Source organism: Bradyrhizobium sp. cir1, assembly GCF_014198245.1.
Taxonomy (GTDB): domain Bacteria; phylum Pseudomonadota; class Alphaproteobacteria; order Rhizobiales; family Xanthobacteraceae; genus Bradyrhizobium.
The window spans coordinates 60,795-75,152 of sequence record NZ_JACIHE010000015.1; the positions used below are offsets into that span (position 1 = coordinate 60,795).

Here is a 14,358-nt window from a genome sequence, read left to right on the forward strand (position 1 = left end):
TCGCGCTGCCGCGCGCCCCGGAATGACTGCGCTTTTGGCAGACTTCAACCGGCACGCGGAAAAACGCCGCCCGGTATGCCGGCCATGCGGAGACCACGGCCTGTCCTTTTTCGGCTGGCGTCCCGCCCCATGTGCGGGTACCGATAGTGCATGCATTCGAAACCCGACACCGTGCAGTCCTCCGCCGAGGCCCTGCGCTATCCCTGGGAACAGCATCCCGGCCACGACGAGGTCGTGGAGGTCCGACCCGGCGTGTTGTGGGCGCGGCTGAAATTGCCGTTCCGCCTCAATCACGTGAACATCTATCTGCTTGCCGACGGCGACGGCTACGCCATGGTCGATGCCGGCTTCGGCAACGAGGAGACGATCGAGGCCTGGACGAAACTGTTCGACGGCCCGCTGAAGGGCGTCAACATCACGCGCCTGATCGTCACGCACTCGCATCCCGATCATGTCGGCCTCGCGGGCTGGATCGTGGAGCGCTTCAACTGCCCGCTGGTAATGTCGCAGGTCGAATACCTGCAATCGGTCTATCACCAGAACCGCGGCACCGAGGAGCGTCGCAACGCGCAGCGGCTGTTCTTCCGCCGTCACGGCATGGACGAGTCGCTCACCGAAAAGCTGCTCGGCCGCGGCCAGGATTATCTCAAGCAGGTGTCGGTGCTGCCGCCGTCCTACCGCCGCATCTCGCATGGCGACGAGATCGTGATCGGCCCGCGCCGCTTCAAGGTGATCACCGGCGGCGGGCACGCGCTCGACCAGGTGATGCTGTATTGCGCCGACGACAAGCTGTTCCTCTCCGCCGACCAGGTGCTGAGCAAGATCTCGCCGAACGTCAGCGTGTGGGCGGTCGAGCCCGACCAGAATTCGCTCGGCGAATATCTCGCATCGCTCGCAAGCCTCACCACCACCTTGCCTTATGACCTCCTGGTGCTGCCCGGCCACGGCGTGCCGTTCTACGGCCTCAAGACCCGCATCAAGCAGCTCGCCGACCACCACGAGGAGCGCTGCCGCCTGATCGCGGACGCCTGCCGCGAACAGCCGAAGACCTCGCGAGAACTGGTGCCCGTGGTATTCAACAAGCACGTGCTGGACGAACACCAGATGGGCTTTGCCGCCGGCGAGCTCGTCGCCCACGTCAACTACATGATCGTCGAGGGCCGGCTGACGGCCGCGACGAAGGACGGCGTGCTGCAGTTCCGGACGACGTGAGTTTGGTCTTCGCCTCTCCCCGCCTGCGGGGAGAGGCCGGAATGCGCGCGGAGCGCGGATTCCGGGTGAGGGGGAGTCTCCGCGACCTCAACTCTCACCGTCCCCGCGGAGAGTCCCCTCACCCCAACCCTCTCCCCGTAAGAACGGGGCGAGGGAGCGCACTGTCGCTGCGGCTAACACCTCACTTCATATTCGCGATCGCGTGCAGCGCGGCGATGTAGCCGAACGGCCCCAGCCCGCAGATCACGCCGGTCGCCACGAACGAGATCTTCGAGTGGCGATGATATTCGTCGCGGGCGTGGATGTTGGAGATGTGCACCTCCAGCACCGGGCCCTCAAACGTCTTGATCGCATCCATGATCGAGACCGAGGTGAAGGACAGGCCCGCCGGATTGATGACGATGGCATCGGCATCCTGGCGCGCCGACTGGATCAGGTCGACCAGCACGCCTTCATGGTTGGACTGATGGAAGGCGAGCTTGAGTCCGAGCTTGGCGGCAGCCTCTTCGCAGCTCGCGTTGACCTCTGCGAGCGTGGTCGTGCCATAGATATGCGGCTCGCGGATGCCGAGCATATTGAGGTTGGGGCCGTTGAGGATCATCACGCGCTTCATGGAAGGGTCCTTCTGGGAGTTAGCCGCCGAACCACTTGGCCGGGCCGGTGACGAGAACGGGGAACAGCGTCAGCAAGGCTAGCACAGCCAGCTGCGCGATCATGAAGGGCCAGACGCCACGGATCAGATCGTCCATCGAGACGCGGGAGACGCCGGCGACCACATTGAGCACGACGCCGACCGGCGGCGTGATCAGGCCGATCGCGTTGTTGATGATGAAGAGCACGCCGAAATAGACGGGGTCGATGCCGGCCTGCTTGACGATCGGCATCAGGATCGGTGTCAGGATCAGGATCGTCGGCGTCATGTCGAGCGCGGTGCCGACGATCACGACGATGATCATCAGGACGATGGTGAGGAGCGTCTGGTTGCCCGCGAACGGCTTGACCAGCGCGACGATCTGGTCGGAGATTTCGGCAACCGTGATCAGCCAGGACGACACCAGCGCGGCGGCGACCAGGAACATCACCACGGCCGTGGTCTGCGCGGTCGAGACCAGCAGCGCCGGCAGTTGCGACGGCCTGAGCTCGCGATAGACGCCCATCGCCACGACAAGCGAATAGACGGCAACGACGACGGCGGCTTCTGTCGGCGTAAAGATGCCGAAGCGCAGGCCGAAGATGATGATCATCGGCAGCATCAAGGCCCAGAAGCCGTCGATCAGCGCGCGCCAGATCTCGGCGACGCTCTTGCGCGGCAGGCGCGCCGGGTTCTCCCTGCGAACCACCCACCACCAGGCAACGCACAGGCCGACGCCGAGCAGCAGGCCCGGCACGATGCCGGCTAGAAACAGCTTTGTGATGGAGACGTTGGCGGCGACACCAAAGATGACGAAGCCGATCGAGGGCGGGATCACGGGAGCGATGATCCCGCCCGCCGCGACGAGGCCGGCCGCACTGGCACGGCTGTGGCCTGCGGCGGCCATCATCGGCACCAGGAGCGCGCCTAGCGCCGCGGCGTCCGCAACCGCCGAACCCGACAGCGAGGCCAGGATGCAGGAGGTGAGGATCGCGACATAGCCGAGGCCGCCGCGGAAATGCCCGACCAGCGCGATCGCGAAATTGAGGATGCGCCGCGCCAATCCGCCGGTGTTCATGACCTCGCCGGCGAGGATGAAGAACGGCACCGCCATCAGCGGAAAGGAATCGACGCCGTTGATGACGTTCTGCGCGATGATCTGGGAGTCGAACATCGCAAGATACGTCATCAGCGCGATGCCGCAGACAATCAGGGCGAACGCGATCGGCATGCCGATCGCCATGGTGCCCAGCAGCGAGACGGTGAAGACGGCGACGGTCATCCCTGAAGCTTTCCGCCGGCGGCGTCGGGAGAATGCGCGAGTTCCTCGGACTCGCTGATGGCGATGAGATCGGCATCGGCGATCTGCCGGGTGGCGAGCCGGTAAAGCTCGTACACGATGATCACGCAGGAGGAGGCGCCGAACACGATGCCGGCGGCATAGAACAGGCCGACCGAGAGCCCGGAGGCCGGCGCCACCGTGTCCCAGTTCAGCACCGCCTGCTTCCACGATCCTTCCGTCAGCAGCACTGAAGCGTACAGCATCAACGCGTGGCTGAGGCCGTAGCAGAGCTTACGACCGAGCGGCGGCAGCACCTTGACGAGACTGTCCACGCCGAGATGGGCGTGCTCCTTCATGCCGATGATCGCACCCAGGAACACCATCCAGACGAACAGCCAGCGCGACAGCTCTTCCGAGACAGCGATGCCGGAATTGAAGCCGTAGCGCAGCACCACATTGCCGAACACCAGCACCACCATGGCGGCGAGCAGCACCGCGATGACTGCGCGCAGCAGCCGGAAGTAGGCGTCGACGATCGTTTTCATGATCTCTGACCGCTCCGGCGCGTTGGCTCAGGGCTTCAGCGCATGAACGCGATCGAGCTCGCTGTTGAACAGCTTGACGAGCGCAGGATCGTAATCGGCAGAGAATTTCTCCGCGATCGGCCTGGTCTTCGCGCGCATGCGGTCGAGCTCGGCCGGCGCGATCGCGTTGATCTCCATGCCCTTGGCCTTGAGCTCGTCGATCGCGGCCTTGGCCTGCTCGCGGCTGACCTTGCGCTGGTAGTCACGGGCCTCGATCGCGGCATCTTGCAGGATCTTCTGCTCATCGGGCGAAAGCCCGTCCCAGAATTTCTTGGAGATCAGGATGATGTTGGTCGAATAGGTGTGGTTGGTAACACTGAGATATTTCTGCACCTCGTAAAACTTGTTCGAAAGGATCACGGAGAATGGATTCTCCTGGCCATCGACGGTGCGGGTCTCCAGCGCGCTGTAGAGCTCGGAGAAGCTCATCGGCACCGGGTTGGCGTTGAACGCCTTGAAGGTCTCCAGATACACCGGGTTCGGGATCACGCGGATCTTGATGCCGTCGAGGTCCTCGCCCTTGGTGATGGGCCGCCGGCTGTTGGTGACGTTGCGGAAGCCGAGATCCCAATAGGCGAGGCCGACGAGCCCCTTCTCCGGCAGTTTCGCCAGCAGCGCCGCACCGAGCGGTCCGTCGAGCAGCGCATCGGCCTGCTGCGGGGTCGAGACGATGAAGGGGAAATCGATCAGCCCGTAATCCTTGACGATGCCGACCAGCGAGGTCGTCGCCGGCGACTGCATCTCCTGGGTGCCGGCGCGCAGCGCCGATTGCTGCTGCATCTCGCTGCCGAGCTGATTGGCCGGATATTCGCGCACCTTGATCTTGCCGCCGCTCTTTGCCGCGACGATCTCGACGAATTTCTGCACGCCTTTGCTGACGGGATGATCGGTGTTGTTGAGGTGCCCCCAGCGGATGGTGCGCTCCTGGGTGGCCTGCGCCGAGGCCGGCCCCATTGCGCCCAGAGCGACCGCGCCGATCGCAGCAACGAAAACCAGACGTTTGAACCGAACGGGCATCGCCCCCTCCCCCGATTGATCTCGTTCTTAGGGGCGGGAAAGTCTTATAGGACGAATGATAAATCAACCTATATTTTCTATTTTGTATGATATTAAAAGAAACACTTGATAAAGCTTGGAAATTTGTCAAAACGCACGTCCAAAGCGCTAGGATGAGGCATGGACACCCTTCCCGAGACGACCGCCGAAACCGTGGGCGACAGCGCCTATCGCCGCATCCGCACCGACCTGATCTTCGGCAAGCTGACGCCGGGTCAGAAGCTCAAGCTCGAACGGATGAGCAGCGCCTACGGCACAAGCATCTCGACACTGCGCGAGACGCTGAACCGGCTGTGCTCGGAGGGTTTCGTCGTTGCCGAAGGCCAGCGCGGTTTCGAGGTGGCGCCGATCTCGGCGGCGGAATTCCAGGAGATCGCCGAGCTGCGCGAGCTGCTCGAAGGCCACATGATCGAGAAGTCGTTCGCGGCCGGCGATCTCGACTGGGAGGCGCACATCGTCTCGGCTCATCACAAGCTTGCCGCGATGGAGCGCATGCTGCTGTCAGGCGAGCGATCCGACGCCGAGAGCTGGAAACAATGCGATTTCCAGTTTCACCGCGCGCTCGTTGCGGCCTGCGGCTCCAAGGTGCTGCTCGATGCGCACGCCGCGGTCTACGACCGCTATCTGCGCTACCAGATGATCGCCGTGGTGTTTCGCGGCGAGATGGCGGCCGCCGAACATCGCGAGTTGAAAGAGCTGGCGCTGAAGCGGGACGCCAGGGGCGCGAATAAGGTGCTGCACACCCACATCCACGATTGCGTGACACATGCCTTGCGCAATTCGGATTGGTTGAAGCCTGCGGTGGTCAAGGATTCGCGGGCCGAGCCGCGCAAGAAGGCCAAGGCCGGATAGACCGGCGCTTCGGCAGATGCTGCAAAGCAGCATTATATCTCGCGCCAACTTGATCGGGATCAAGTTTCAAATCGCACGATAGGGCATTTTGCCCAAATGCCCTCCAGGGCCAGATGTGGGATAGCGCATAGACATTGGAGCTGGAAAAGCTCTAAGAAGATGCGGCCCTTTTGGTCAGTTCCGTCTTAGGTTTTGCCGATGGATTACAGCCAGTTCTTCAATTCCGCCCTCGATCGTCTGCACAGTGAACGGCGCTATCGCGTATTCGCTGATCTCGAACGCACGGCCGGCCGATTCCCGCATGCGGTCTGGCACTCGCCCAAGGGCAAGCGCGACGTCGTGATCTGGTGCTCCAACGATTATCTCGGCATGGGCCAGCACCCGAAAGTGGTCGGCGCCATGGTCGAGACCGCGACCCGCGTCGGCACCGGCGCCGGCGGCACCCGCAACATCGCCGGCACGCATCATCCGCTGGTCCAGCTCGAGGCCGAGCTCGCCGATCTCCACGGCAAGGAAGCCGCGCTGCTGTTCACCTCGGGCTATGTCTCGAACCAGACCGGCATCCCGACCATCGCAAAGCTCATTCCGAACTGTCTCATCCTGTCGGACGAGCTCAACCACAATTCGATGATCGAGGGCATCCGCCAGTCGGGCTGCGAGCGGGTCGTGTTCCGCCACAACGATCTGGCGCATCTCGAGGAGCTGTTGAAGGCGGCCGACCCGAACCGGCCCAAGCTGATCGTCTGCGAGAGCCTCTATTCCATGGACGGCGACGTCGCCCCGCTCGCCAAGATCTGCGATCTCGCCGAGAAATACGGCGCGATGACCTATGTCGACGAGGTTCACGCGGTCGGCATGTACGGCCCGCGCGGTGGCGGCATCGCCGAACGCGACGGCGTCATGCATCGCATCGACATCCTCGAAGGCACGCTGGCCAAGGCCTTCGGCTGCCTCGGCGGCTACATCGCGGCCAACGGCCAGATCATCGACGCCGTGCGCTCCTACGCGCCGGGCTTCATCTTCACCACCGCGCTGCCGCCGGCGATCTGCTCGGCCGCGACCGCCGCGATCAAGCATCTGAAGACCTCGAACTGGGAGCGCGAGCGCCACCAGGACCGCGCCGCCCGTGTCAAGGCGATCCTCAATGCCGCCGGCCTGCCTGTCATGTCGAGCGACACCCACATCGTGCCGCTATTCATCGGCGACGCCGAGAAGTGCAAGCAGGCTTCCGACCTGCTGCTGGAGGAACACGGCATCTACATTCAGCCGATCAACTATCCGACGGTGGCCAAGGGCAGCGAGCGCCTGCGCATCACGCCCTCGCCCTATCACGACGACGGCCTGATCGATCAGCTCGCCGAAGCCCTGCTGCAAGTGTGGGACCGCCTCGGCCTGCCGCTCAAGCAGAAGTCGCTGGCGGCGGAGTAGGCTTCTTCTCTTGCCTCTCCCCGCTTGCGGGGAGAGGCCGGATCGCATCGCCAGATGCGATCCGGGTGAGGGGGAGTCTCCGCGAGTCCAACTGTCACCGTCCCCGCGGAGAGCCCCCCTCACCCCACCCTCTCCCCGCAAGCGGGGCGAGGGAGAGCCGGCAGCTCATCCTACGGCTTAACGACAACCCCAGTTCCTCCCCCCGCACGGCATTTCGCTGTCGCTTGCGTCCCTGCAACGCGCTAGATTTGCAGGGAAAATGAGACCGGGCGCGTTGGCGCCCAGGGAGAAGCGCGCTCGCCATGCTGCACGACTGGGGCGTGATCGCCGCCGCCTTCGGCTATATCGGCTTCCTGTTCCTGGTGGCGAGCCATGGCGACCGCCGCTCGCTGGCCGGACCCGGCCGCGCGTCCGGGCTGATCTATCCGCTGTCGCTGGCGATCTACTGCACCTCCTGGACCTTCTTCGGCTCGGTCGGCTTCGCCACCCGCACCTCGACCGATTTCCTTGCGATCTATGTCGGCCCGATCCTGATGATCGGGCTCGGTGCCGGCGTGCTCCGCCGCGTGATCCAGCTTGCGAAGGCCCACAACATCACCTCGATCGCCGACTTCATCGGCGCGCGCTATGGCAAGAGCCAAGCCGTGGCGGCGACCGTGGCGCTGATCGCGATCATCGGCTCGGTGCCCTACATCGCGCTCCAGCTCAAGGCGGTGGCGTCCTCGCTGCAGACGATCCTCAGCGAGGATCAGGCTTTCTCCCACATCCCGATCCTCGGCGACATGGCGCTGATGGTGACGCTGGCAATGGCGGCCTTCGCCGTGCTGTTCGGCACCCGGCAGACCGATGCGACCGAGCATCAGCACGGCCTGATGCTGGCGGTCGCGACCGAATCCATCGTCAAGCTGGTCGCCTTCCTCGCTGCCGGCATCTTCGTCACCTTCTGGATGTTCTCGCCGCAGGAACTCATCGAGCGCGCGATGAAGACGCCGGAGGCGGTGCGCACGATCAACTATTCGCCGTCGATCGGCAACTTCCTGACCATGACGCTGCTGTCGCTGTGCGCGATCATGCTGCTGCCGCGGCAGTTCCATGTCAGCGTGGTGGAGAATTCCAGCGACGCCGAGGTCGGCCGCGCGCGCTGGCTGTTCCCGCTCTACCTCGTCGCCATCAATCTGTTCGTGATCCCGATCGCGCTCGCCGGCCTCGTCAGCTTCCCGTTCGGCGCGGCCGACCCTGATATGTATGTGCTGGCGTTGCCGATGGAGGGCGGCGCGGATCTGCTCAGCGTCGCCATCTTCGTCGGCGGCCTGTCGGCGGCAACCGCGATGGTCATCGTCGAATGCGTCGCGCTCTCGATCATGGTCTCGAACGACCTCGTGGTGCCTCTGGTGCTGCAACGGCGGCCGCAGGGACGCACAGGCGGCGCCGATTTCAGCGACTTCCTGCTGCGCTCGCGCCGGCTCGCGATCTTCGCCATCATGGTGATGGCCTATTTCTACTACCGCGCGCTCGGCAACACCCAGCTCGTCGCGATCGGCCTGCTCTCCTTTGCCGCCATCGCCCAGCTCGCGCCGAGCTTCTTCGGCGGGCTGCTGTGGCGGCGCGCGACCGCGCGCGGCGCGATCGGCGGCATGCTGGTCGGCTTTGCGGTGTGGCTCTACACGCTGTTCATACCGAGCTTCATGGATTCCTCGACGACGGGCATCCTGCTGCTCCAGCACGGTCCGTTCGGAATCGAGGCGCTGCGGCCGCAAGCGCTGTTCGGCGCCGACCTGCCGCCGCTGATGCACGGCGTGATCTGGTCGCTGTCGCTCAACATCCTCACCTATGTGCTGCTCTCGCTGGCGCGGCGGCCGTCGTCGATCGAGCTGGTGCAGGCCGATCTGTTCGTGCCCGACACGCTCGCCCCGATCGCCCCGAATTTCCGCCGCTGGCGCACCACCGTCACGGTGCAGGACATCCAGACCACGGTGGCGCAATATCTCGGGCCCGACCGCGCCCGGCATTCCTTCGAAGCCTTCTCGGCGCGGCGCAACGTGCGGCTCGAGCCCGGGGCACCCGCCGATTTCGAGCTGCTGCAGCACGCCGAGCACCTGATCGCCTCGTCGATCGGAGCTGCGTCCTCGCGCCTCGTGATGTCGCTGCTGCTGCGCAAGCGGACGGTCTCCGCCAAGGCTGCGCTGAAGCTGCTCGACGATTCCCATGCGGCGCTGCATTTCAACCGCGAGATCCTCCAGACCGCGCTCAATCATGTGCGCCAGGGCATCGCGGTGTTCGATGCGGATCTACAACTGATCTGCTCCAACCGTCAGTTCGGCGATCTCCTCAACGTTCCCCCGCATTTCATCCAGTTCGGCACGCCCTTGCGAGAAATCCTGGAATTCATGGGCGTAAGCGATCCGGACGATCAGTCCGATCGCGAGGCGATGATCGAGCAGCGGCTCGTGGCCTATACCACCGACAGCGAGCCCTATCTCGAGCGTCTGCCGGAACGTCACATGGTGATCGAAGTGCTCACCAACCGCATGCCCGGCGGCGGCTTCGTCATCACCTTCACCGACGTTACACCGACCTTCGAGGCGGCGGAAGCGCTGGAGCGCGCCAATGCGACGCTGGAAAAGCGCGTGCGCGACCGCACCGAGGAATTGACCCGACTGAACTCGGAACTCGCGCTGGCCAAGAGCACGGCGGAAGATGCCAGCATCTCCAAGACGCGCTTCCTCGCCGCGGCGAGCCACGACATTCTCCAGCCGCTGAATGCGGCGCGGCTCTATGTCACCAGCCTGGTCGAGCGCCAGCACAATGGCGAGGAGACGCGGCTGGTCGAGAACATCGACGAGTCGCTGCAGGCCATCGAGGAGATCCTCGGCGCGCTGCTCGACATATCCCGGCTGGATGCCGGCGCGATGGCGACCTCGATCTCGAGCTTCAAGATGGCCGATCTGATGCGCTCGCTCGAGATCGAGTTCGCGCCGATCGCGCGCGCCAAGGGCCTCGATCTCGCTTTCGTGCCCTGCTCGCTGCCGGTGCAGTCGGATCGGCTGCTGCTGCGGCGCCTGCTGCAGAACCTGATCTCCAACGCGATCAAATACACCCCGCGCGGCCGGGTGCTGGTCGGCTGCCGCCGCCAGGGCGCCTCGCTCAAGATCTGCGTCTACGACACCGGCGTCGGCATCCCGCCGGTCAAGCGCGGCGAGATCTTCAAGGAATTCCACCGCCTGGAGCAAGGCGCGCGGATCGCGCGCGGCCTCGGCCTCGGGCTGTCGATCGTCGAACGGCTGGCGCGCGTGCTCAACCACAGCATCGCCATCGGCTCCAATGTCGGCGGCGGCTCGGTCTTCTCGGTGACGGTGCCGACGGCGAAGGCGATCACCCTCACGGCCGCCGTCACCAGCGCCACGCCGCTGGCGCGCGCGCCGATCGCGGGCGCGCTGATCGTCTGCATCGAGAACGATGCCGCGATCCTCGACGGCATGCGCACGCTCCTGAAGGCCTGGGACGCCGAGGTGATCGCCGTCGCCGATCCCGAAGCTGCGATCGCCGCGATCGAGGCAGCCGGCAAGCGCGTCACCGGCCTGCTCGTCGACTATCACCTCGACCGCGGCAACGGCATCGCCGCGATCCGCGAGGTCCGCCGCCGCTTCGGCGATGCCATTCCGGCGATCCTGATCACCGCCGACCGCAGCCCCGCCGTGCAGCAGGCCGCGCGCGAGGAAAAGATCGCGGTGCTCAACAAGCCGGTGAAGCCGGCCTCGCTCCGCGCCCTGCTCGGCCAGTGGCGCACGCAGCAGATGGTGGCGGCGGAATGAGGTGCTGCTGCACTCCTTTGCGCCTCACGGCGCGAGCCGCGTGAAGACATAATCGCGGCTTTTGGCGCGGGCGTCGTGGCAGGCGAAGCAGGTGCGGTGCTGGGCCTCGTCGACCGGCTTGCCGTTGATGAAGCGGCCAAAACCCCAGCCGCCGGTTGAGGCGTATTTTTTGGAATCCTTGACCATCACCTGCACCGTGGTGGCGGCGCCGGGAATCGTCGCGGATGCGAATTCCGGTGACTGTTTCCGCTTCCAGGCGCGCTTGACCAGAATGGTGCCGTCCGGGAACGGAAGCTTGCCGGCCTGATAGGTCTCGATGGCCGTCTGGTTGCCAAGGACAGTGCGAAGCTCGTCGAGCGGCGCCGCCTCTTCGGCCGGCGCGACCAGCTCCCACCGCTTGTAGCCCTGCGGAATCGTGACGCCGAAGATCGGCGATGCATCGGCCGTGTTGTTTAGCGCCGGTGCTTCGGCAGCGGCGATCGAGACCAAATAGGGCACGCAAGTCAGGAGAACGACGAGAAGGAGCACGGCAAGCGTAATCACCGTAGCGTAGGAGCGCTTTTTCGTTTCGGGTTCAACAGGCGTCATGATGTTTCTTCAAGCGGGATCGCGGCACGTCCCCGGTCCAGCCGCGCTGGACCGGGGCATCGAATGAGTGCTCAGGCGCCGTCGGCGTCGATGACGGCCTTGGCAAAGGCCTGCGGTGCCTCCTGCGGCAGATTGTGGCCGATGCCGCCCGTGATCAGCCGAAATTCATAGCGGCCGGAGAACTTCTTGGCATAGGCGCTGGGGTCAGGATGCGGCGCGCCGTTGGCGTCGCCTTCCATCGTGATCGTCGGGACGCTGATCAGCGGAGCTGCCGCGAGCTTCTTTTCGAGCTCCTCATACTTCGCCTCGCCCTGGGCGAGCCCGAGCCGCCAGCGGTAATTGTGGATCGTGATCGCGACATGATCCCCGTTGTCCAGCGCCGCCGCGCTGCGATTGAAAGTGGCATCGTCGAACTTCCATTGCGGCGAGGCCAGCTTCCAGATCAGTTTTGCGAAATCGTGCGTGTACTTCTCGTAGCCGGCGCGGCCGCGCTCGGTCGCGAAATAGAACTGGTACCACCATTGCAACTCGGCCGATGGCGGCAGCGGCGCGCTGCCGGCGGCCTGGCTCGAGATCAGATAGCCGCTGACCGACACCAGCGCGCGGCAGCGATCCGGCCACAGCGCCGCGATGATGTCGGCGGTGCGCGCGCCCCAGTCGAAGCCGGCGACGACCGCCTTCTTGATGTCGAGCTTGTCCATCAGCGCGATGATGTCGGCGGCCATCGCCGCAGGCTCGCCGTTGCGCGGCGTTTCGCTGGAGAGGAAGTGCGTCGAGCCGTAGCCGCGCAGGTACGGGATGATCACGCGATAGCCGGCCTTTGCCAGAATCGGCGCGACATCGACGAAGGCGTGAATGTCATAGGGCCAGCCGTGCAGCAGGATCGCCACTGGGCCGTTCGACGGGCCGGCCTCCGCATAGCCGACATTGAGGACACCGGCGTCGATCTGCTTGATCGGGCCGAAGGATGCATTCGATGCGGAGGCGCGCGGCGCTTCCGTCTCGGCGCGGGCGAGATCGATCACGCCGAGGCCGAGGGCGGCGGTCCCGGCTGCGATGCCGAGGAAGCGGCGGCGATGCTGGTCGATAATCTGTTTCATGGTCGTGGTCCTTTGATCGTGTCGTTACGCAACTGACTATCAGCGTGTTACGCGGGGCGCCCGTTTGGACTTGTGAGAAGTTGTGAGGCGGGCATGAAGCCGCTTGCCAGCATCTGCAAGCGTGGCCTGCTCGCGGCTATGGGAACGCGCGTCAACGCACGCCGCTGTGAGATTGCTGGACCGCCCCTGCCGGGAACTCGTCATTGCGAGCCAACCGGTCCGCGCGAAGCGCGGCCCGATGACAGGCCCCGCGAAGCAATCCAGACTGCCGTCGCAGCAACAGTCTGGATTGCTTCGTCGCAAGAGCTCCTCGCAATGACGGAGCAAGGAGTGGCAAACTGTTTCTCCCAATCACTGCTGTCATTCCCCGCGAAGGCGGGGAATCCAGTACGCCGCGCCGTCTCGATCACCGGCGTCCGTGGAATACTGGATCGTCCGCCTGCGCGGACGATGACACCGAGGGCGGGGCGATAGACACACCTTCACGTTCTCGCGACGTCTCCGCCCGAGGTTTGCTCTTCGCTTCACGCCCTCTTCGAGTAAAGGGCGCAGGGAAGGCCGGGTGCTGACCTAGCACCCACGGTCCGCTGTGCGCGTGTAGCGCAAAAAGAACTGCACAGCGGCATACAGGTGAAGCCGAACACACGGCCTTCCCTGCGCAGTGGTTGGACGGCTTATGCCGTGCTCTCCCCGGAGCCGAATTCCTTCTGGCCTCCGTTGCCTCAGCAGAAGTCACCGGCACCGCGCCGGTTGACGCTGATGCCGCATCCGCCAGGGCTTGACCGTAGCAACGACGGCCAGGACCACACGATTTTGCCGTACGCAGACGACCCTGCTTCGCCAAAAGGCTTCGCAGGGCTTCGGCGCCGTTCGTACAACGCGGCTTGCAAGTCGCTCACGGGGTTCGGCTCAATCCATCGCCCCGCCCTGCGTCCCACATCCGCGACGGCGCCAATGCGTCCACCGCAGCCCGATCCGCGGCTCGTGACGACGTACGACCGCCCCTTTTCGCCGGATCGGGATGGCCGACACATACGTTAAATCCGAATTTCGGTAAAGAAGAATATTTTCGCCGACGCGAATTGACCCAGCCCTTGCTGTTTCGCCTGCGGGGAGACGCCAGGGCTTGGGTGACGAGCTCGCTGGAATCGCTGTCTGGAGAACAGGCTCCTTCTGTTGTCCGCTTTGCCTTCAACGGCAGAAGCGAGGCATGGGCTGCGCCGTTGAACCAGAAACCCCGTGACGCAACAAAACACCATGGACTTGGATCGGTTGGAAGGCTTGGTCGATGGAGGGACTCGTGGGATTTTTGCTGAGAATGATGCTCGCAGCCGCTCTCGTGAACCTTGCTCCAGCCGCCGCCCAGGCGCCGAAGAAAGCCGTCGCTTCTCCCGCCTTGCAGAAGGAATTCGATGGCTTCATCGAGAAGTTTCGCGCGGCGCTGAAGACAAACGATTCCGCCGCCGTCGCCGGCATGACGCGATTGCCGTTCATGAACGACAGCACAATCCGCGACGCCGCGCAATTTCGCGCCAAGATCTATCCGACCTCGTTCACGGCGAAAAATCGCGCGTGTATCCAGCGCGGCAAGGCCGTCTACGATCGCGATCAAGAGAACAATGACAATTACTTCGTCTTCTGCGGCGAGCTCATCTTCGTCTTTACCAAGACGCCGGCGGGCTTCCTTTTTACGGACGTCGGCGCGAACGACTGATCACGCAACGAAGCCATCCCTGCCGCCGAACCTATGATCGGTCGCCACGCTCAGCGACGTATTGGATACAGCAATCCAGGCAGTGAGGCCGCACGCATC

General features: G+C 64.4%; 11 protein-coding genes. 5 read left to right on the top strand and 6 right to left on the bottom strand.

The window, feature by feature from the left end:
* Positions 1 to 150: 150 nt before the first annotated feature.
* Positions 151 to 1,212 (top strand): MBL fold metallo-hydrolase, encoded by a 1,062-nt coding sequence (locus GGD63_RS26445; protein WP_183246093.1) that lies wholly within the window; start codon positions 151 to 153, stop codon positions 1,210 to 1,212.
* Positions 1,213 to 1,393: 181 nt separating this feature from the next.
* On the opposite strand, the gene aroQ is transcribed toward GGD63_RS26445, so the two are convergent.
* From aroQ to GGD63_RS26465, 4 genes are read right to left on the bottom strand one after another with little or no spacing between them, the layout of a single operon-like run.
* A complete protein-coding gene (gene aroQ, locus GGD63_RS26450; RefSeq protein WP_011084019.1) occupies positions 1,394 to 1,825 on the bottom strand; it encodes a type II 3-dehydroquinate dehydratase in 432 nt (143 codons plus the stop codon).
* 19 nt (positions 1,826 to 1,844) lie between these two features.
* Positions 1,845 to 3,125, bottom strand: a complete 1,281-nt coding sequence (locus tag GGD63_RS26455; protein ID WP_183246094.1) for a TRAP transporter large permease — start codon at positions 3,123 to 3,125, stop codon at positions 1,845 to 1,847.
* Complete coding sequence (locus tag GGD63_RS26460; protein WP_183246095.1) at positions 3,122 to 3,670, bottom strand: TRAP transporter small permease; 549 nt, start codon at positions 3,668 to 3,670, stop codon at positions 3,122 to 3,124. The genes GGD63_RS26455 and GGD63_RS26460 overlap by 4 nt, the downstream gene beginning before the upstream one ends.
* Before the next feature lie 27 nt (positions 3,671 to 3,697).
* Positions 3,698 to 4,726, bottom strand: coding sequence for a TRAP transporter substrate-binding protein (locus tag GGD63_RS26465; RefSeq protein ID WP_246785648.1), 1,029 nt, complete (start codon positions 4,724 to 4,726; stop codon positions 3,698 to 3,700).
* A 159-nt stretch (positions 4,727 to 4,885) separates the two neighbouring features.
* Here GGD63_RS26465 and GGD63_RS26470 point away from each other — a divergent pair, with 159 nt between their 5' ends.
* The 3 genes from GGD63_RS26470 to GGD63_RS26480 all read left to right on the top strand — a co-directional run bounded on the left by GGD63_RS26470 (position 4,886) and on the right by GGD63_RS26480 (position 10,857).
* Positions 4,886 to 5,617, top strand: a complete 732-nt coding sequence (locus GGD63_RS26470; RefSeq protein ID WP_183246096.1) for a GntR family transcriptional regulator — start codon at positions 4,886 to 4,888, stop codon at positions 5,615 to 5,617.
* Between the two features lie 198 nt (positions 5,618 to 5,815).
* Positions 5,816 to 7,045, top strand: a complete 1,230-nt coding sequence (gene hemA / locus GGD63_RS26475) for a 5-aminolevulinate synthase (protein ID WP_183246097.1) — start codon at positions 5,816 to 5,818, stop codon at positions 7,043 to 7,045.
* 302 nt (positions 7,046 to 7,347) lie between these two features.
* Positions 7,348 to 10,857 carry a hybrid sensor histidine kinase/response regulator gene (locus GGD63_RS26480; protein ID WP_183246098.1) on the top strand — a complete coding sequence of 1,170 codons (3,510 nt, stop codon included), beginning with the start codon at positions 7,348 to 7,350 and terminating at the stop codon, positions 10,855 to 10,857.
* A gap of 24 nt (positions 10,858 to 10,881) precedes the next feature.
* Here the strand turns inward: GGD63_RS26480 and GGD63_RS26485 are convergent, their stop codons facing one another.
* The gene (locus tag GGD63_RS26485; protein WP_183246099.1) at positions 10,882 to 11,445 is read right to left on the bottom strand and encodes a cytochrome P460 family protein; all 564 of its coding nucleotides are present in this window, start codon (positions 11,443 to 11,445) and stop codon (positions 10,882 to 10,884) included.
* A gap of 71 nt (positions 11,446 to 11,516) precedes the next feature.
* Positions 11,517 to 12,545, bottom strand: coding sequence for an alpha/beta fold hydrolase (locus tag GGD63_RS26490; protein ID WP_183246100.1), 1,029 nt, complete (start codon positions 12,543 to 12,545; stop codon positions 11,517 to 11,519).
* A gap of 1,318 nt (positions 12,546 to 13,863) precedes the next feature.
* On the opposite strand from GGD63_RS26490, the gene GGD63_RS26495 reads away from it, so the two are divergent.
* A complete protein-coding gene (locus tag GGD63_RS26495) occupies positions 13,864 to 14,259 on the top strand; it encodes a hypothetical protein (RefSeq protein ID WP_246785650.1) in 396 nt (131 codons plus the stop codon).
* Positions 14,260 to 14,358 lie beyond the last annotated feature (99 nt).